Annotated in this window: 13 protein-coding genes and 3 pseudogenes; 8 read left to right on the plus strand and 8 right to left on the minus strand. The window is 72.7% G+C overall.

What is annotated here, in order from left to right; all coding sequences use genetic code 11:
- Positions 1–144 (plus strand): annotated as a pseudogene (locus tag ACZ5C2_RS31250) (nucleotidyltransferase family protein); the annotation flags it as partial.
- A gap of 27 nt (positions 145–171) precedes the next feature.
- On the opposite strand, the gene ACZ5C2_RS31255 reads toward ACZ5C2_RS31250, so the two are convergent.
- From ACZ5C2_RS31255 to ACZ5C2_RS31265, 3 genes and pseudogenes are all read right to left on the minus strand, one after another.
- A complete protein-coding gene (locus ACZ5C2_RS31255; RefSeq protein ID WP_468798924.1) occupies positions 172–1,374 on the minus strand; it encodes a globin domain-containing protein in 1,203 nt (400 codons plus the stop codon).
- A 73-nt stretch (positions 1,375–1,447) separates the two neighbouring features.
- Positions 1,448–1,957 (minus strand): NUDIX domain-containing protein, encoded by a 510-nt coding sequence (locus ACZ5C2_RS31260; RefSeq protein ID WP_468798926.1) that lies wholly within the window; start codon positions 1,955–1,957, stop codon positions 1,448–1,450.
- Between the two features lie 85 nt (positions 1,958–2,042).
- Positions 2,043–2,346: pseudogene (locus tag ACZ5C2_RS31265) on the minus strand (carboxymuconolactone decarboxylase family protein); the annotation flags it as partial.
- A 147-nt stretch (positions 2,347–2,493) separates the two neighbouring features.
- Between ACZ5C2_RS31265 and ACZ5C2_RS31270 the strand changes: the two are divergent.
- Positions 2,494–3,369 carry an endonuclease/exonuclease/phosphatase family protein gene (locus tag ACZ5C2_RS31270; protein WP_468798928.1) on the plus strand — a complete coding sequence of 292 codons (876 nt, stop codon included), beginning with the start codon at positions 2,494–2,496 and terminating at the stop codon, positions 3,367–3,369.
- Positions 3,370–3,376: 7 nt separating this feature from the next.
- Here the strand turns inward: ACZ5C2_RS31270 and ACZ5C2_RS31275 are convergent, their stop codons facing one another.
- The 3 genes from ACZ5C2_RS31275 to ACZ5C2_RS31285 all read right to left on the minus strand — a co-directional run bounded on the left by ACZ5C2_RS31275 (position 3,377) and on the right by ACZ5C2_RS31285 (position 8,769).
- A complete protein-coding gene (locus ACZ5C2_RS31275) occupies positions 3,377–3,709 on the minus strand; it encodes a putative quinol monooxygenase (protein ID WP_468798930.1) in 333 nt (110 codons plus the stop codon).
- Positions 3,710–3,721: 12 nt separating this feature from the next.
- The gene (locus tag ACZ5C2_RS31280; RefSeq protein ID WP_468798932.1) at positions 3,722–5,272 is read right to left on the minus strand and encodes an MFS transporter; all 1,551 of its coding nucleotides are present in this window, start codon (positions 5,270–5,272) and stop codon (positions 3,722–3,724) included.
- 776 nt (positions 5,273–6,048) lie between these two features.
- Positions 6,049–8,769: a cation-translocating P-type ATPase gene (locus ACZ5C2_RS31285; RefSeq protein WP_468798934.1), complete on the minus strand. Its 2,721-nt coding sequence runs from the start codon at positions 8,767–8,769 to the stop codon at positions 6,049–6,051.
- 307 nt (positions 8,770–9,076) lie between these two features.
- On the opposite strand from ACZ5C2_RS31285, the gene ACZ5C2_RS31290 reads away from it, so the two are divergent.
- From ACZ5C2_RS31290 to ACZ5C2_RS31305, 4 genes and pseudogenes are all read left to right on the plus strand, one after another.
- Positions 9,077–9,844 carry an ABC transporter ATP-binding protein gene (locus tag ACZ5C2_RS31290; RefSeq protein ID WP_468798936.1) on the plus strand — a complete coding sequence of 256 codons (768 nt, stop codon included), beginning with the start codon at positions 9,077–9,079 and terminating at the stop codon, positions 9,842–9,844.
- Positions 9,845–9,847: 3 nt separating this feature from the next.
- Entirely contained in the window at positions 9,848–12,376 is a 2,529-nt protein-coding gene (locus tag ACZ5C2_RS31295) for an ABC transporter permease (protein ID WP_468798938.1), read from the plus strand.
- A 137-nt stretch (positions 12,377–12,513) separates the two neighbouring features.
- Positions 12,514–13,784, plus strand: a pseudogene (locus ACZ5C2_RS31300) (sensor histidine kinase).
- Positions 13,772–14,431 carry a response regulator gene (locus tag ACZ5C2_RS31305; RefSeq protein ID WP_468798940.1) on the plus strand — a complete coding sequence of 220 codons (660 nt, stop codon included), beginning with the start codon at positions 13,772–13,774 and terminating at the stop codon, positions 14,429–14,431. Before ACZ5C2_RS31300 ends, ACZ5C2_RS31305 begins: the two are co-directional and overlap by 13 nt.
- 796 nt (positions 14,432–15,227) lie before the next feature.
- On the opposite strand, the gene ACZ5C2_RS31310 is transcribed toward ACZ5C2_RS31305, so the two are convergent.
- Together ACZ5C2_RS31310 and ACZ5C2_RS31315 are read right to left on the minus strand one after the other, a co-directional pair.
- Positions 15,228–15,581 carry a MazG-like family protein gene (locus ACZ5C2_RS31310; protein ID WP_468798942.1) on the minus strand — a complete coding sequence of 118 codons (354 nt, stop codon included), beginning with the start codon at positions 15,579–15,581 and terminating at the stop codon, positions 15,228–15,230.
- 79 nt (positions 15,582–15,660) lie between these two features.
- Positions 15,661–16,203: a DoxX family protein gene (locus ACZ5C2_RS31315; RefSeq protein ID WP_468798944.1), complete on the minus strand. Its 543-nt coding sequence runs from the start codon at positions 16,201–16,203 to the stop codon at positions 15,661–15,663.
- Between the two features lie 128 nt (positions 16,204–16,331).
- Here ACZ5C2_RS31315 and ACZ5C2_RS31320 point away from each other — a divergent pair, with 128 nt between their 5' ends.
- Together ACZ5C2_RS31320 and ACZ5C2_RS31325 are read left to right on the plus strand one after the other, a co-directional pair.
- The gene (locus ACZ5C2_RS31320) at positions 16,332–16,658 is read left to right on the plus strand and encodes a nuclear transport factor 2 family protein (protein WP_468798946.1); all 327 of its coding nucleotides are present in this window, start codon (positions 16,332–16,334) and stop codon (positions 16,656–16,658) included.
- Between the two features lie 368 nt (positions 16,659–17,026).
- On the plus strand, positions 17,027–18,235 hold the full coding sequence (locus ACZ5C2_RS31325) for a S8 family peptidase (RefSeq protein ID WP_468798948.1): 1,209 nt from the start codon (positions 17,027–17,029) through the stop codon (positions 18,233–18,235).
- Positions 18,236–18,331: the final 96 nt, after the last annotated feature.

Consider the following 18,331-nt stretch of genomic DNA (forward strand, 5'->3'; position numbering starts at 1 on the left):
GGCCATCTCGCCGAGGTGCTCCAGAAGTGGCTGGAGACCACCGATCTGCCCGTCTCCGTCACCACCGTCGTCGAGACGGAACCTCTCGGCCGCGGGGGGGGGGGGGGGGGGGGGGGCGCGCCCCCCCCCCCCCCCCCCCCCCCCCCCCCCCCCCCCCCCCCCCGTTCCGCGCTACTTGCTGAGCCAGAGGTCCGGGCCGAACACCTCGTAGTGGATGTCCTTCGGGCTGAGCCCCTGGGTGAGCAGGTCACCGCGGACGGCCTGCATGAAGGGCAGCGGGCCGCACAGGAAGGCGGTGGCGTCCCGGGGCGGGGCCAGCCGGGTGACGTCGGCCAGGCCCTCGTTGACGTGGGGCGCGTCGTGCCCTTCCGACTGCTCGTACCACAGGTGGAGTGTCCCGCCCGGAAGCCGGCTGACGAGGTCGTCCAGTTCGAGACGGTGTGCGTGGTGGGCGGGGGAGCGGTCGGCGTGGACGACGGTGACCCGCCGCTGGGCCGAGACGTTGGCCAGATGGTCCAGCATCGAGAGCATGGGCGTGATGCCGATGCCGGCCGAGGCGAGGAGGAGCGGGCCGTCGTCCTCGGGGAGGACGAGGTCGCCGAAGGGCAGGGAGACCTTCACGAGGTCGCCCGGGCGGGCGTGGGCGTGCAGCCAGGACGACACCTCACCCTCGGGGACCCGGCCGTCGGCGGACTGCTCTCGCTTGACGGTGATCCGCCACGTCTTGCGGGCCGGTGCGGTGGAAAGACTGTACTGGCGTATCTGCCGTGCTCCATCAGGCAGTTCGACCTGGACGCTGACGTACTGACCGGGGCTGAACGGCTCGGTGGGCAGTCCGTCGGGCCGGCGCAGTTCGAAGGAGGCGGTGTCGAGGGCCTCCTCGACGCGCTCGGCGATCTCCATGTAATGCCAGACGGCGCCGTTCTCGACCCCTGCCCCGGCGTACAGCCGTGCCTCCATGGCGATGAGGGCATTGGCCATGAGCCAGTACACCTCGTCCCAGGCGGCCGCCACCTCAGGGGTCACGGCGTCGCCCAGGACCTCGCACACGGCGCCCAACAGGTGCCGCCCCACGAGGGTGTACTGGTCGGACGTGATGCCCAGCGAGGCATGCTTGTGGGCGATGCGGCCGAGGACGGCGTCGGGCCGCTCACCGGGCTGTTCCACCAGCGTGGTGGCGAACGCCGCGACGGCGCCGGCGAGGGCTTGACGCTGGGCGCCGCTGGCCTGGTTCCCACGGTTGAAGAGGTCGCGCAGCAGTTCGGGCCGCTCCTCGAACATGCGGCGGTAGAACAGCTCGGTGATGGAGCTGAGGGAGGCCCCGACGGCCGGGAGGGTGGCTCGGACGACGGGGGCCGAGTGGGTGGAGAGCATGCGTCGGCTCCTTGACTGAATGCTTCGGTGGTCGCAGTCAGCATCCTAGATAATTGGTATTTCAGATTCATATTTAAGCCGATGTGATCTTTGTGACGTCGCCGGCGACCCGGTAGGCACGCACCTCCGCCGGCCCTCGGGGAGCCGCTTCGGGCCACAGACAGTCCAGGACCGAGGCGGACGGAGGGAACATCGCCGCAGGGACCGCTTCGCGCGCGAACCACGCCCAGCGCACGATCTTGTCCGGTTCGGTCACCCGGGGTGTGCCCACAGCTTCCTCGGTGACCGCCGCGGCCGTGACGCGGGCCAGCCCCTGGAGCCCGTCGATGGCAACCGCCAGCACGCGTACGGCAGTCACGGGCACACTGAGGCCCGTCTCCTCCGCCAGTTCCCGCGCGGCGGCGGCCTCGAAATCCTCCCCGGCGTCCACCTTGCCGCCCGGAAGCTCCCACCGGCCGTCATGGCCATACCCGAGCAGGACGCGGCCGCCCCGGTCGAGGACGGCCAGGCCGACTCCGGTCAGGCTCTGGGGTGTGGGGCGGGCTCGCTCGGGGCGCTCTGCGCCGTGCTCATTCGTGTTCACCGGGCCATTCCACACCGAATGGGATTGAAGGTCCTTCCCCCGGCCCGGACATACCCGGGCCGGGGGAAGGAGGGGGCTGTGTGTCTCAGCCGAACTGGCCGGGCCGGTAGTCGCCGGCTGCTGGTTGATGACGTTGATGTGGTTGTAGGCGTTGACGACGAAGATCAGCGAGATCAGCGCGGAGAGTTGGTCCTCGTCGCAGTGCTTGGCCGTGTTGGCCCATGCCTCGTTCGTGACGCCACCGGCGGGGTCCGCGATGCGGGTGCCCTGCTGGCCAGTTCCAGTACCGCCCGCTCGGCGCCGGCTAAGACCCTGGCCTCCCGCCAGGCGGCCACCGGATGGAGACGCAGCTGAGTCCCGCCCGTGGCAGCCGCGTCCGTGAGGTTCATGACGGGGCGTCCGGCAGGCGAGGACCGCGGTGACTCGACCGGGAACGGGGCGAGAACACCGGTCGGAGTCCTCGGCAGACGTCGAGAACCTGTGCTTCCATTCTCCCGAGCGCGCCGGTCCCATCCCCTACGTGACTTGGAGAAGGCATGTTGCCCGGATTACGACGTCCTGTCCGCACCGGCCGTGCCGCCGCCGTGCTCGCCGCGGTCCTGCTGGCCACGGCGGAGGCCCCGGCGGCGGGCGCCGGGCTCGCCGGTTCCCGCGCCCCGGCGGTCCCGCTGCGAGTGGCGACGTACAACATTCACGCCGGGGCCGGCGAGGACCAGGTCTTCGACCTCGACCGCACCGCCGCCGCCCTGCGCGACCTGCGTGCCGATGTGATCGGCCTCCAGGAAGTCGACGTGCACTGGGGCGCCCGGAGCGACTTCGTGGACGAGGCGCGTGCGCTGGCCGAGAAGCTGCGCATGCGGGTGTTCTTCGCACCGATCTACGACCTGGAGCCGGCCGGCCGGGACGGTGAGCGCCGGCAGTTCGGCGTCGCCGTGCTGAGCCGCTATCCGGTGCTCCATGCCGAGAACCACGAGATCACCCGGCTCTCCACCCAGACGTCCGAACCGGTGCCTGCCCCGGCGCCCGGCTTCGCCGAGGTGGTGGTCAATGTGCGGGGTTCCCATGTGCACGTCTATTCCACGCACCTGGACTACCGGGCCGACCCGTCGGTCCGCGAGGCCCAGGTGGCGGACATGCTTGCCGTGCTGGCCGCCGACCGCGGACCGAAGATCCTCGTCGGCGACTTCAACGCCGAGGCCGGCGCACCCGAGTTGGCGCCCCTGTGGCGGGAGCTGCGCGATGCCGCCCCGGACAGCGGCGGTACGTATCCGGCGGCCGACCCGGTCAAGCGCATCGACCTGGTCACCGTCTCACCCGGCATCGGGGTGACCGGTGCCCGCACGGTGGCGACGCAGGCCTCCGACCACCGGCCGGTGGTCACGGATCTGAAGGTCCACCGGCGCGGCCGCTGAGACGGGTTCAGCCCTGTCCGGAGACGCTCATCTCGCCCAGCTCCGACCAGCCGTCCTGCGGGATCGACATGTTCACGATCCGGGGTGTTCCGGCCAGATGAGGCGGCAGGCTCCGCCGTGCGGCCGCGAAGTGCTCGGAGCGCACATGGGCCGCTCCCGCCTCCTCGTCGCGGAATGCCTCGACCAGGACGTACTCCGTCGGATCCTCCACATCGCGGGACCACTCGAACCACAGGCAACCCGGCTCCTCGCGGGTCGCCGCGGTGAAGTCCGCAGTGATCCGCGGCCACTGGTCGGCATACTCGGGACGGACCCGGAACTTGGCGGTGATGAAGATCATCGGACTCCTCTCTCACCCCGGTCCCGGCCCCGCGCCACCCTGGAGGCGCTGCAGGTCGGAGGGGCGCACCTGGATGGCCACGACGGCGATCAGCGCGGCGAGCGCGGCGAAGACCGCCGCCGTGATGAAGGCGGCCGAGACGCCTGCTGTGAGGACCTCGTCGGCCCAGGGGGCCGGCAGCTCTCCGGTGCGCCGGAAGCGCAGGCGTTCGGCAGGGGTGGCCTGCTGAAGGAAGCGCGGTATCTGTTTCTCCGCCTCATTGCCGCTGGCCGTGCCGAACATCGTGACCAGGATGGACAGCCCGAGCGAACCGCCGACCTGCTGGGTGGTGTTGAGGAGGCCGGAGGCGGCGCCGGTCTCCCGGACGGCGACGTTCGACAGCGCCATGAGCGTCAGCGACACGAACTCCATCCCCATGCCGAGGCTGAAGACCAGCATCGGACCGAGAACGCTGCCCGCGTAAGTGGAGTGGACATCGGTCAGGGTCAGCCAGGCCAGGCCCGCCGCCGCGAGGACGCCGCCCACCACCATGAAGGGTTTGGGACCGTACACGGGCAGGAAGCGCGAGGCCAGCCCCGCGCCGGTCGCGATGACCGCGCTGACCGGCAGGAAGGCGAGTCCGGCCCGGAGGGGACTGAAGTCCAGCACGTTCTGCACGAAGAGCGTCAGGAAGAAGAACATGCCGAACATCGCCGCCGCGAGGCACAGCATGATGCCGTACGTGCCCGCGCGGTTGCGGTCCGCGAACATGTGCAGCGGAGTGATCGGCTGCCGGGACCTTCTCTCGACCAGTACGAAGGCCGTGAGGACGATGACGGCCGCGGCGAACGAGGCCAGGGTGAGGGCGTCCCGCCAGCCGTCCTGCGCGGCCCTGATGAATCCGTAGACCAGCAGCACCATGCCCGTGGTGGAGGCCAGGGCGCCGGTGATGTCGAAACGGCCCGGATGGCGTTCCGACTCCTTGATCCAGCGCGGCGTGGCGAGGGCGATGAGAAGCCCGATCGGGACATTGACGAAGAGCACCCACCGCCAGTTCAGCCACTCGACCAGCATGCCGCCGGCGAGCAGCCCGATCGCACCGCCACCCGCCGACACCGCGGCGAAGACCCCGAACGCCCGGTTGCGCTCCGGCCCCTCGCGGAAGGTCGTGCTGATGAGGGCCAGGGCCGTCGGCGAGGCGATGGCGCCTCCCACGCCCTGGAGGGCGCGGGCGGCCAGCAGTTGGCCGGAGTTCTGGGCGAGCCCGCCGAGCAGGGACGCCAGCACGAAGAGCAGCACACCGAAGACGAAGACGCGCCGTCTGCCGAGGATGTCGCCGGCCCGGCCCCCGAGCAGCAGAAGCCCGCCGAAGGTGAGCGTGTAGGCGTTGATCACCCACGACAGGGTTTCGGTCGAGAAGTCCAGGGAGCGCTGGATGTGCGGCAGAGCGATGTTCACGATGGTGATGTCCAGCACCACCATCAGCTGACAGGAGGCGATGACCAGCAGGGCCATCGCGTTCCCGCCGCCGGTGTCACGGGCGGCGTGCTGCGGCGTGGAGGTCGGTCGCGGTCCACTGGTCATGGCGGGTCGCCCTTTCGGGATTCCACCGTTCGACCGTACGCGCGCGCCCGGACACCCACCACTCGATCACCGGCCCGCTCCCCTCCGAGGCGGGCGGCAACTGCTCTGTCGGGTCGTGCACGTTGAGCACGAGCCGGTCGGTGGCGGCACCACTGCGGTGTCCCCGCCGGCCGGCGGCTGCGGCACGCCCGGCTCCGGCAGCGTGCGGCCAGCTGCCGGCCCGGCCCGGCAGCAGGACGAGAGACGTCGGGACGAACCGCGGCGACGTGGCGTCGGTGAGGCCGCCGAGGGCGTGGCCGGCCGGTCCCCCGTTGCCGGCGGCCGGACCCGAGGGGATCCCGCCGGCGGGCCGACCGGGACCGGCAGGGAGTCCTGGCCGTGTGCGGGCCGTCCAGGGAGAGGGGCACGCACGGGCCGTCCAGGGAGAGGGGCACGCACGGGCCGTCCCCGGCCGGCGCCACGAACAGGCGGACCGCCTGGGCCGGAACCCGCACCACGCCCGCGATGGACGCTGCCGTGAGCACGTACGACCAGCGCGAGACCGTCACCCGGCTCCGGCGGCCCGCCACGGACCCGGCCGGCGCCGAGCCGACCGCGCCCTCCGCCTGCTCCCCGGCGACCACGGTGCGACCATCCCGTGGTGGGGCACCCGACGGTGTCTGCACGGCACCGCGGGCTCACGTCCGACGGGCTGACACCACGCACGAGCCCGGCCCCGGAGCGGGCGGCGGGACGTCCGCACACCTTCGTGCCGGGTACCGGGACGGGCGGGCCGGTCAGGTCCTGGACGCAGGCGCCCGCAGCACGGCCTTGAGGAGCTCGCCCACCACGAGGACGGCCGAGCCCACCGCCGCGCACACCAGCCACTGGCCCGCGGTCAAGTCCGTCGTAGTGAAGAACCCGTGCACCGCGTCCATCTCGACCACCAGGGCCAGCAGCAGGACCACGGCGCCGGTGGCGATGAAGGCCGACGTGTTGGACAGCGTCTCGCGGCTGAGCACACTGCGCGTGGGGTGACGCACGTTGAGCAGGTTGAAGGCCTGGAAGAACACGAACGTCACGAACGCCATCGTGCCCGCGGTCGTCGGTACCCCCAGTTCCGGCTCGGGCCCCGGAGCCAGCACGAGCACGGCCAGGGTTCCGGCCGCCATCACGGCGCTCGCCAGCAGGATCCGCCGGAGCCGCTCGCGGGTCAGGATGCGCTCCCCGGCCGGGCGCGGCGAACGGCTCATCGCGTCGTGGCTGACGGGATCCACGCCCAGCGACATCGCGGGTGGCCCGTCCATCACGAGGTTGACGAAGAGGATCTGCAGCGCCGTGAACGGCGCTCCGCCCGCGATCCCGGTCAGCGAGGCGATCAGGAAGACGAGCACGAAACCGAGAGCGGTCGACAGCTGGAACCGGGTGAACTTCACGATGTTGTCGTAGATGCCCCGGCCCTCGCGGACGGCGCTGACGATGGTGGCGAAGTTGTCGTCGGTGAGGACCATCGTCGCGGCCTCCTTGGTCACCTCCGTTCCGCTGCGCCCCATGGCGACCCCGATGTCGGCCTTGCGCAGCGCGGGGGCGTCGTTCACCCCGTCACCGGTCATCGCGACCACATCACCCCGCGCCTGCAGCGCCCGCACGATGCGGATCTTGTGGGCGGGTGAGACCCGGGCGACGACGCCGGTGTCGTCGAGGAGGCGGGCGAGCTCGCCGTCGTCGTCGATCCGGTCCAGGTCGGCACCGGTGACGGCGCCGCCGGGGATACCCAGCTCCCCGGCGATGGCCGCGGCCGTCACCGCGTGGTCTCCGGTGATCATGCGGACCCGGATGCCCGCGTCCCGGCACTCGGCGATCGCCTGCTTCGCCTCCGGACGCGGGGGGTCGACGATGCCCACCAGCGCCATGAGCACGAGCCGGTCGAGCAGGTCCTTGAGGTCCCCCGCCGCTTCGACCTCCTCGGGGGTGAAATCCTCCATGCCCACGGCGAGCACGCGCATGCCCTGCTCGGCCAGCGCCGCGTTGGCCCCGTCGTACCGCTCGCGCTCCGTCCCGCCGAACGGCATGACGCCGTCGTCGCCGACATGGCGGTCGGCCCGCGCGGCCAGCACATCCGGGGCGCCCTTGACGAAGCAGCGCAGGACGTCGCGGCCCGCGTCGTCCGTCCAGCGGTGGAACGTCGCCATGAACTTGTGGTCCGAGTCGAACGGGATCTCGCGCACCCGGGGCTGCTGTGAGCGCAGGGCGGAGACGTCGACACCCCCCTTCTCCGCGAGCACGAGCAGCGCACCCTCGGTGGGGTCGCCCACGACGTCCCCGTCCCGCAGCTCCGCGTCCGTGCACAGCGCCATCGCGATGAGCGCCTCGTCGGCGGTGCCGGGCAGCGGCTGCCCGTCGGTCGTCCTGATCCGCCCGTCCGTCGAGTAGCCCTCGCCCGTCACCGTGAACCTGCGGCCCGCGAACCTCAGCTCCCGAGCGGTCATCTGATTGAGCGTCAGCGTGCCCGTCTTGTCGGTGCAGATCTGCGACGTGCTGCCGAGCGTCTCGACCGACGCGAGCCGCTTGACGACCGCACCGCGCGCGGCCATCCGGCCGGTGCCCATCGCGAGGGTGAAGGCGACGACCGCGGGCAGCCCTTCGGGGATGGCGGCGACCGCGAGCGAGACGGCGCTGATGAACAGGTCACCGAAGTCCTGGCCGCGGACGAGCCCCAGGACGAAGACGACCACGATGACGGCGCCCGCGATGAGGGCGAGCGTGCGGCCGAGGGCAGCGATCTGCCGCTGGAGCGGGGTCGGTTCCGGCTCCGCCTCGTGCAGCATGTGGGCGATCCGCCCGGTCTCGGTGTGCATCCCGGTCTCGGTGACGAGGGCCTCACCGCGGCCGCGCGTGACCGTCGTGTTCATGAACACGGCCGTCGTGCGGTCGCCGAGCGCCGCCCGCGGGGCCACCTCGGCCTCCGCCGACTTCGGTACGGCCTGTGCCTCACCGGTGAGCGAGGACTCCTGGATCTCCAGCGCCGTGGCGGACAGCAGCCGGCCGTCCGCAGGCACCCGGTCCCCGGCCTCCAGGACCACCACGTCCCCGGGCACGAGTTCGGTGGCGTCCAGCCGCACCAGGCCCCCGTCACGCCGTACGGCCGCCGTGGTGACGAGCATCTTCCTGAGCGCTTCCAGCGAGGCCTCCGCGCGCGACTCCTGAACGAAGCCGATGGTCGCGTTGAGCAGCACCACCAGGGCGATCACGACCGGGGTCTCCCACTCCCGTGTCACCACCAGGCTGACCACGGCGGCGACCAGGAGGATCACGATCAGCAGGTCCTGGAACTGACGCAGGAAGGCACGCCACCGCGGCTCACGCGGTGGCTCGGCGAGCCGGTTGGCGCCGTACCGTTCCCGCCGCCGGGCCGCCTCCGCGGTGGAGAGCCCGGCGGCCGGCTCCACTTCGAGATGCCGCAGTGCGTCGGCGGGAGGACGGGCGTACCAGGGCTGGGGCTCCGCTGAGTCGGGCACGGGTTCGAGCATTGGTCCATGATCCCCCGCAAGCGGCCCTCCGCGGAAGACGCCACGGACGACGTCACAGGAGCGCGCTGCCGGTCACCCCACCACGGGTCACCCCACCCGGCGGTCACCCCACCGGCGGACCGCACCGCGACCGCCCGGCGACTGCGGATCGCTGGGCCACACTTACCGTGCTCGATGCTCCGACGGTAGCGCCTGCACCACCGCGGCCCGGTCGCTGGCTGCATGGGCCGGTGAGCCCGCGACTTCTACCGTTGTGGAGGTCCCGCACAGAGCTCCGCCCGGAAGGCACCCCACCATGTCAGTGACCCCGGCCGACGTCGCCGTCGGCCTAGACCGTGTACACAAGACATACGGCGGTGACCAGCCGGTTGTGGCGCTGGACGACGTCAGCGCCGTGTTCATGCGCGGCACGGCGACGGCTGTGATGGGACCGTCCGGATCCGGCAAGAGCACCCTGCTGCACTGCGCGGCGGGGCTGGACCGGCCGGACTCCGGGCGGGTGCGGATCGGGAGCACGGACCTGTCGCCGATGTCCGAGAAGCAACTGACCGAACTGCGCCGCGGCCGGGTCGGGTTCGTGTTCCAGGCGTTCAACCTGGTGGGCGCGCTGAACGTGGAGCAGAACATCCTGCTGCCCTCGCGGCTGTCGGGCCGTCACCCGGACCCGGCGTGGGTGGCCGAGGTGATCGGGAGGGTCGGACTGGGCGACCGGCTGCGGCACCGGCCGGCACAGCTCTCCGGCGGTCAACAGCAGCGCGTCGCGATCGCCCGGGCGCTCGTCACCCGTCCGGAGGTGATCTTCTGCGATGAACCCACCGGGGCCCTGGACACCCGGACCGCGGCCGACGTCCTCGCCCTGCTGCGGTCGGCGGTCGACCGGACCGGTCAGACGGTCGTCATGGTGACCCACGACCCGGTCGCCGCGTCCTACGCCGACCGCGTGATGGTCCTCGCCGACGGGCGGATCGTGCGGGACATGGCACAGCCCGGAGCCGAGCGGATCGCCGAACACCTGGCACTGCTGGGCGGTCACCGGGGGCCCCTCGTGAGCCGGGAGGGCTGAACGGTGCTCCGACTCGCAGCGCAGATGGTGCGCTTCGGCAAAGGCGGTTTCGTCGCCACCTTCGTCGCGCTCACCGCGGGTGTCACCATCCTGATGAGCTGCGCCCTGCTCATGGAGTCGGGATGGCGGTACGAGGGCCGGCCGGAACACTACGGCGCCACTCTCGCCGTCGTCGCCGACCGGGACCTGAGGGTGGCCGGTCCGACGGTGCTCGGCGAGACCGAGTACACCACCGTGACGCTCCCCGAACGCGGCAGTGTCCCCGAGGCACTGGCCGGCGAACTGGCCCAGGTGCCGGGCGTGGCACGCGCGGTGGGCGACCGCTCGATCGCGGTCACCACCACCGCCGCCCCGGACGTGCCGACCACGGGTCACGGCTGGGCGAGCGCGGTCCTCGCTCCGTACCGGCTGGTGTCCGGCGAACCGCCGCGCTCCGACGGGGAGATCGCCCTCGACATCCGGCTGACCGACGGCACGGGGCTCGCGCCCGGCGACACCACGGACATCATCACCGGGGGAGAGAGCCGGGCGTACAGGGTGAGCGGTGTGGTCGGGACGGACGGGGCGCCGGGGGAGCGGGCGGCGCTGTTCTTCACCGACGCGCGCGCCGCCGCACTCGACCCGCACCCGGGCCGCTTCGACGCCATCGGCGTCCTCGCCGAACCGGACGCCGGCCGCTCCTCCGTACTCGCCGCGGTGCGCCGGGTCGCGGACGCCGCGGACGCGAGGACCTACACCGGTGACGAGCGCGGACTGGCCGCACAGCCGGAAGCCGCCGCCGCGCGGGCCTTCACCCTCCAGGCCGGTGGCGCGTTCGGCGGATACGCCGCGATGATCATCGTCTTCGTCGTCGCCGGGACCGTGGGCCTGTCGGTACGGCACCGGCGCCGCGACCTCGCCCTGCTGCGCGCCGTCGCGGCCACGCCCGGCCAGGTGCGGCGGATGCTCCTTGCCGAAGTGGGCCTGCTCGGCCTGCTCGCCGGTGTCGTGGGTGTCCCGGCCGGACTGTTCGCCACGGGACTCATCCGGGACGAACTGGTGGCCAGGGAGTTCGTGCCCGACGGCTTCACCGTCCAGGGCGGGCTGCTGTCCGCCGCGGCCGTGACCGTGGCCGTCGGCGCCACGGCGTTGTCGGCCGCCTGGATCGCGGCGCTGCGCATCACCCGGATCCGGCCCACCGAAGCGCTCGGGGAAGCGGCCGTGGAGCCCGGCCTCGGCAGCAGGGCCCGTGTGGTGACCGGCCTGGTGTGCCTCGCCGCCGCGGTGTCCCTGACCGGGCTCACCGGCGCCACCGACGGGCAGACCGCACTGGGTGCCGCGATGGGCATGCTCTACGCGTTCGTGCTGGGCATCGCGCTGCTGGCGCCCTGGATCAACCAGGCGGCTGCCCGGCTGCTCGGGCCCGTCCTGCGCTCCGTGTGGGGCGACAGCGGTTACCTCGCCGCGGCGAACCTGCGGGCCGGCGCCCGCGGCATGGTCGCCGTACTCACCGCGCTCGTGCTCTCCGTCGGATTCGGCGGCACCGTCTGGTTCCTGCAGGACAACCTCCAGCGGCAGACCGTGGTCCAGAGCCGCGACGGCATCCTCGCCCAGCAGGCCCTGACCGGTGGCGTCGGACTGCCCGCCTCCGCCACGGCCGAGGCCCGCCGGATTCCCGGGGTGGTCGCCGCGACCGGGGTGCGCCGTACCTCCGTCGTCGTGCCGGGCCGGCTCGAGGCGACGGCCGTCGTCGCCCAGGGCATCGATCCCAAGGGCGTGGAACGGACACTGGACCTGGAGGTCCGCTCGGGCAGCCTCGCCGGGCTGCGCGAGGACACCGTGGCCGTCTCCACCGCACAGGCGGACGCGGCGGGCTGGCAGCTCGGGGAGAGGGCCGAGCTGTGGCTCGGCGACGGAACGCCCGTCACCCTGCGCGTCGTCGCCCTGTACGAACGCGGCTGGGGCTTCGGTGACGTCACCCTCCACACACGGACCCTGACCGGGCACACCGTCACCGGACTCGACGACCAGGTACTCGTCCGCACCGCACCGGACGCCGACACGGAGGCCGCCCTGGCCGATCTCGCCCGCCGGTATCCGGCCGCCGCCGTGGTGGACACCGACCGGCTCACCGGCGAACTGGCCCAGGACCTGGCCGTCAGCGGCTGGCTGAACAAGCTGCTCATCGCCGTCCTGGTCGGATACGCGGTCCTCGCCGCCGCGAACACGCTGGTCATGGCCGCGCTGGCCCGCACCCGGGAGCTGTCCCTGCTGCGTCTGGTCGGTGTCACCCGCGGCCAGGTCAAGCGGATGGTGCACGCCGAACAGGCCGGCCTGCTGGGCGTGGCCCTGGTCATCGGCGGAGCGGTCGCGGCCGTCACCCTCACCACGATCGTCAACGCCGTGTCGGGGCAGCGTGTCCCCTACGTTCCTGCCGCCGGCCCGGCCGCCATCGTCGCCGGGACCGTCGCCCTGGCACTCGTCGCCACGGTGCTTCCCGTCGGCCGGCTCCTGCGCACGCCTCCGGTCGAGGGCATCGGCATCCGCGAGTGAGCACCGGCGGCCCGCCCCGGGCCCGGGGTGTTGCCGAGCGGTCCCGGGCCCGCGGCGGGACCCAGCGCGTACCACTGGGCGGATGGCCCGGCGGTCCCGGCGCCGGGCGTTCTATCCTCCCTGCCTGGGAGGTGCGGATGGTGGCGACGGACTTCCGCCCGGTGGACGGCCGGACGGGACGGGCTCGGGCCGCGTCGGCGCGTGCTCGGGCGGCGCTCGATGCTCTGGAGCACCTCATCGGCGGCATGGGCACCGGCCTGCTGGCACTGCTCGCGACGCTGTGGCTGGCCTGACCGTCGTGGCCTGTCTCGCCGGGGTGGGTCTGTGGCTGCTGCCGTCCGCCCTGCACGCCGTGCGGGCCGTCGCCGACCGGGAGCGGACCAGGCTGTCCCGGTGGGGCCCGGAGATCATCGGCCCGGCGCCACTGCCGGCCGGGCTGCGGGCCGCGGTCGGCGACCGCGCGGTCCGCCGCGAGGTGCGCTGGGTGTGTACGCACGCCGTCTTCGGACTCTTCCTCGGGCTGGTCGGGGCGACCCTGCCGCTGAACGCGGCACACGACATCAGCTTCCCGCTGTACTGGCGCTTCGTGCCGGCGAGCGAGGCCACGGCGACCGTGGGCTGGTGGACCGTGCGCGACTGGCCCGGAGCCCTGTTCATCACGCTGCTCGGCGTGCTGTGGGTCGGCGTCATCGTGATGTGCACGCCCGTGCTCGCACGGTTGCAGGCCTGGCCCGGCAGGCGGCTGCTGACTCCGGACCCCGGGACCGACCTCGTGCTCCGGGTCGCCGAACTCACGGCCACCAGGGCCGCGGCCCTCGACGCCCACGCCACCGAACTGCGCCGTGTCGAGCGCGCACTGCACGACGGCACACAGAACCGGATCGTCGCGGTCACGGTGCTGCTCGGCGCGGCCCGCCGTGCGCTGACCCGGGACCCCCGTGAGGCCGAGGCTGCCCTGGCACGTGCCCAGGACGCCGCCGAGCAGGCGCTCGCCGAGCTGCGGGGCGTGGTTCGCAGCATCCTCCCGCCGGTCCTCGCCGACCGCAGCCTGCCCGACGCGCTCACGGCCCTGGCGGCCGGCTGCCCGGTGCCCTGTCACCTCGATGCCGACGTGCCCGGCCGGTGCGCCGCGGCGGTGGAGGCGACGGCGTACTTCACCGTCGCCGAGGCCCTCACCAACGTCGCCAAGCACAGCGGCGCCCGAACGGCCGAAGTCGTGGTGCGCCGCCTGGACGACCGGCTGCACGTGGAGGTCCACGACGACGGTCACGGAGGCGCCGACGAGCGCAACGGGTCCGGGCTCACCGGGATCCGCCGCCGCACCGAGGCGCACGACGGAACACTCGAGATGGCCAGCCCACCCGGCGGCCCGACCACCCTGAAGGTGACCCTGCCATGCGGATCGTGATCGCCGAGGACGACGCGTTGCTGCGCGAAGGACTCGCGCTGCTCCTGCGAGCCGAGTCCCTGGACGTGGTGGCCACGGCCGAGAACGCCGATGCCTTCCTGGACGCCGTGGACACCGAGAAGCCGGATGTCGCGATCGTCGACGTCCGGATGCCGCCCACCCACACCGACGAGGGGATCGTGGCGGCCGTGGAGGCCCGGCGGCGCCGGCCCGAGCTCGCCGTCCTCGTCCTGTCCGCGTACGTCGAACAGGCCTTCGCCACGGATCTGCTCGCCCAGGGCAGCGCCCGGCTCGGTTATCTGCTGAAGGAACGGGTCGGACGGGTCGAGGAGTTCCTCGACGCGCTGCACCGGGTGGCGGGCGGCGGCACCGCCATCGATCCCGAGGTCGTCGCCCAGCTCCTCACCCGCACCCGGCCCGACGCCCGGCTGCAACGGCTCAGCCCCCGCGAGCGGGAGGTACTGGCCCTGATGGCCGAAGGGCTCGGCAACGCGGCCATCGCCGAGCGGCTCGTCGTCACCGACGGGGCCGTGCACAAGCACATCCGCAACATCTTCGCCAAGCTCGATCTGGCCCCCGCCGACCGCACGGACCGTCGTGTCGCCGCCGTCCTGCACTACCTGGAGGATGCCCGGCGCCGGGACTGACCTCGGCGCCGGCCGCTCAGCGCGCGTCCTGCCCTGGGGTCGCTTCCTGCCGGGCACGCTCGCGGGAGCTGCCGAAGAGCGGGACCGGTCCTTGAGCGCAGGGCTCCAGCACCGTCCCGGAGCTGACCACGGCTTCGCAGGTCCCGGCCAACCCGGCAGGTGGGCCGAGACGGATCTGCCCGAGGACGGTCCCGCGCGGAAGCCAGAGGGCTGCTGGGAACTGACCAGCGGGCGCAGCGCCCGTCCTCCGGCCGAAGGCGGCTCCCGGGACCGGCCTGAACGACCATGTGCTCACGCCGGCCGGTCCGCGTGGCCGGCAGGTACACCGGATGGCAGGCGCCGCGGCCGACGGTCGCGGCGCTCGCACCGTCCGGCGAGGGCACGACGCGCGGGCGCGTCCCAGGGCCGGTGGGGTGGCAGCCGGGTAGTTCCCCTGCGGGGCTGGTGCCGAGCGGGACGCCCGCAGTGCTCTGCCGACGGCATGCCCCGAGGTACGTGGCTCTGCCCCGCCGAAAGGTCTCGCCCTCCGGCTCACGCGCCGGAGGGCGCACTCGCGCGCTCCCAGGCCCTCCGACAACCGGCGTGGGCACGACTGCGCCGCCTGTGGCTCGGGGCGTACCGGGGTTTCGCTGGTGAGCGTGGGCCGGTACGGGCCGCGGGAGGCGTCGGGGAGGCGGGCTCCGGGCCGTCCCTCGGGGCGTCCGCGTTCTGCGGGCGGCGCCCGGGCAGAGGACGGTTCGCCCGCGCTGGGCCGGTGGTGCCCGCCCGTGCCTCCGTGCCTGCGCCGGAACGGGCGCTACGTGTCGAGTGAGCGGCGGGTGACGCGGTCCAGGTGGCGGGTGAAGACCTCGCGGGCATCCGGGGTGAGTGTGCGCAGCGCCACCAGTGCCGTCACGGCGACGTCGCACAGTTCGGACTGGACGTCGTCCCATGTGTGCGTGGTGCCCTTGCGCGGGTTCTGCCCGGTCGCACCGACCACGGCCTGGGCGACCTCCCCGACCTCCTCGGACAGCTTGAGGATGCGCAGCAGCACGCCGTCCGGGCCGTCGGCGGTGCGGTTCGCGTCCAGCCAGCCGCACAGGCCGTCGATGGACTCCCACAGATCGGCCCCGGTCGCCCGGGGCAGGGGGGAAGGCTGGTGATCGCTCATGGGGGTGAGCCTGGCACGGGCCACTGACACCGCACGGTCCATGGCCGGCCCCCGCCCGGGTCACCCACGACTCGGACCACTACTCGAACAGAACCTCCTGTTCACCCTCCCTGGCCTTCCGCAGCCGCCGGTTGCGCGCTCCCAGCGTCACCGCTGTGGCCGCCCCCATCGCGGCGAAGGCCACCGGAATCATCCAGTTCCGGTTGACCGTATGGCCGAGGACGTGGTCCAGGGAGAGCCGGCCGGGCCCCGTGACGGCGAGACCGGCGGCCGTCAGGCCCAGGGACGCGGCGTACTCGAAGCCACCCTCCTGATTGAAGAACCCGTTGGGCGCGTGCACGGCGGAGGCGCCCGCCATCGCACCGGCCGCCGCGGCGCCCGCCGCCGGGGTCGCGAGGCCGAGGGCGAGCAGTGTGCCGCCGCCGGCCTCCGCGAGGCCCGACACCGTGGCACTGGTCCTTCCGGGCGCGTAACCGATGGACTCCATGAACTGGCCGGTGCCTTCGATCCCGCCACCGCCGAACCAGCCGAAGAGCTTCTGTGTGCCGTGCGCCACGAGCACCCCGCCCGTTCCCAGCCGGAGCAGCAGCAGGCCCAGATCGTGTCGGTCGTAGCAGGTCACGTCGTCTCCCCGGGAGCGGTGGCTCGGCCCGACCACCGTCGCATCCCGACCCGGGCCGGGCCCGCCGCCGGTCGCCGTTCGGGTGACGCGGGTGGCGGGCCCGGGCGGCCGGTACGACGCTGGCGGACATGACCATTCAGACCACCCGCCTCAGCGACCCGGCCGTCCGTGCCTTCGTCGCAGCCGTCAACCACCATGACCGGCAGGGATTCATGGACCTCCTCGCGCCCGGCGCCACCATGGCGGACGACGGCACCGAGCGGGACCTCGCCGAGTGGACCGACCGGGAGATCTTCTCCTCCAACGGCCACATGGAGGTCGACAACGAGTCCGACGGCGGCCGCCGCCTCGTCGCCCGCTACCGCAACGACACCTATGGCGAGATGCGCACCCGATGGAGCTTCAGAGTCGACGACGACGGCCGCATCTCCCGCTTCGAGACCGGTCAGGCCTGACCTTCCGGCGACGGTCCGGGGACGCGCGCGGACCGGCCCACCCGGCCCCTCGCGCCCCGGCACCGCCGCGCCGACCCCGGGCGGCGGTGATCCGGCAAACGTCCCCGCCGTGAGAGTTGGGTGAGGGGATGGTCACAGATCTCGCCCAGTCGCTCGTTGAGGGTTTCAAGTAACGCGCTCAGCTCGGCTTTTGCCCGGTGGTTGGCTGTGACATGGGCGGACGTTGTGGAGATCCACCGTCATGCCGCCCCCGGCCGCCGGACCTGCCCATTGAACTGACCGCGACAAGTAGTCACTCTTCTCGTCAGCCTCCGCGTGACACCGCGCCGGAGGTCAACCCCCCACACCTGACGAGGAGATCCCTCTTCATGACGCATCAGATGCGTACCGTCGCACTGAAGGTCACCGCCGCCGCGTGCGCGGTGACGGCCGCGACCACGGCAGCCCTTCTCGGGGCATCGTCCGCCCAGGCCGCCGAGCCCGCCCAGGGCGCCGTCCTCGGCCTGAACGCCGAAGGAGCCGTAGCGGGCAGCTACATCGTCCTGCTCGACGAGCAGACCACGTCCGCCGACAACAGGGAGCTGGCCCAGGAGTACGGCGGTGAGCTCACCCGGTCCTACGGGGCGGCTCTCGACGGCTTCGCCGCGGACGGGCTGACCGAGACCGAGGCCAAGCGCCTCGCGGCCGACCCGGCCGTCGGAGCCGTGGTGGCCAACCGCACGTTCCGCACCACGGCCACCCAGGACGACCCGCCCTCCTGGGGCCTGGACCGGGTCGACCAGGCGGACACGGCCGGGGACAGCAAGTACACCTACCCGGACCAGGCCGGCGAGGGTGTCACCGCCTACGTCATCGACACCGGCGTACGCGTCACGCACAAGGACTTCGAGGGCCGCGCCTCCCACGGCTACGACGCGGTCGACAACGACGACACCGCCGACGACGGCAACGGCCACGGCACGCACGTCGCCGCCACCATCGCCGGTTCCGCCCACGGCGTCGCCAAGAAGGCGAACGTGGTGGCCGTCAGAGTCCTGGACGACAACGGCTCCGGAACCACCGAGCAGGTCATCGCCGGCATCGACTGGGTCACCGAGAACCACAAGGGTCCCGCGGTGGCCAACATGAGCCTGGGCGGCGCCGCCGACCCCGCCCTCGACGCGGCGGTCCAGAAGGCGATCGCCTCCGGGGTCACCTTCGCCGTCGCGGCCGGGAACGAGTCCGCCGATGCCGGACAGGGTTCACCTGCCCGCGTTCCCGAGGCCCTCACCGTCGCCTCCAGCACCAAGGACGACGCCCAGTCCGACTTCTCCAACTTCGGCACGGCCGTGGACCTCTACGCACCCGGCTCCGACATCACCTCGGCCTGGAACGACAGCGACGACGGCACCAAGACGATATCCGGCACCTCGATGGCCTCCCCCCACGTGGCCGGTGCGGCCGCCGTGTATCTGGCCGGCCACCCCGACGCCGACCCGGCGGCGGTGGCGGCGGCGCTGGGCAGCGGGGCCACCGCGGACAGGATCAGCAACCCCGGCTCCGGCACGCCGAACAAGCTGCTCAAGATCACGGAATAGTGAGCCGCCCGAACAGGGGCCACTGACGCGTGTAGGGGGCCGCAGAGGGGAAAAACGCTCCTCTGCGGCCCCTCACACACCTCGGTGGCCCGGTGT

It is taken from the genome of Streptomyces sp. NPDC031365, from assembly GCF_055569765.1.

Bases quoted from the DNA above. Each gene is read 5' to 3' on its own strand.
- ACZ5C2_RS31255 (WP_468798924.1), bottom strand. From the start codon at position 1,374: ATGCTCTCCACCCACTCGGCCCCCGTCGTCCGAGCCACCCTCCCGGCC.
- ACZ5C2_RS31310 (WP_468798942.1), bottom strand. From the start codon at position 15,581: ATGAGCGATCACCAGCCTTCCCCCCTGCCCCGGGCGACCGGGGCCGAT.
- ACZ5C2_RS31320 (WP_468798946.1), top strand. From the start codon at position 16,332: ATGACCATTCAGACCACCCGCCTCAGCGACCCGGCCGTCCGTGCCTTC.
- ACZ5C2_RS31280 (WP_468798932.1), bottom strand. From the start codon at position 5,272: ATGACCAGTGGACCGCGACCGACCTCCACGCCGCAGCACGCCGCCCGT.
- ACZ5C2_RS31275 (WP_468798930.1), bottom strand. From the start codon at position 3,709: ATGATCTTCATCACCGCCAAGTTCCGGGTCCGTCCCGAGTATGCCGAC.
- ACZ5C2_RS31305 (WP_468798940.1), top strand. From the start codon at position 13,772: ATGCGGATCGTGATCGCCGAGGACGACGCGTTGCTGCGCGAAGGACTC.
- ACZ5C2_RS31290 (WP_468798936.1), top strand. From the start codon at position 9,077: ATGTCAGTGACCCCGGCCGACGTCGCCGTCGGCCTAGACCGTGTACAC.
- ACZ5C2_RS31270 (WP_468798928.1), top strand. From the start codon at position 2,494: ATGTTGCCCGGATTACGACGTCCTGTCCGCACCGGCCGTGCCGCCGCC.
- ACZ5C2_RS31325 (WP_468798948.1), top strand. From the start codon at position 17,027: ATGACGCATCAGATGCGTACCGTCGCACTGAAGGTCACCGCCGCCGCG.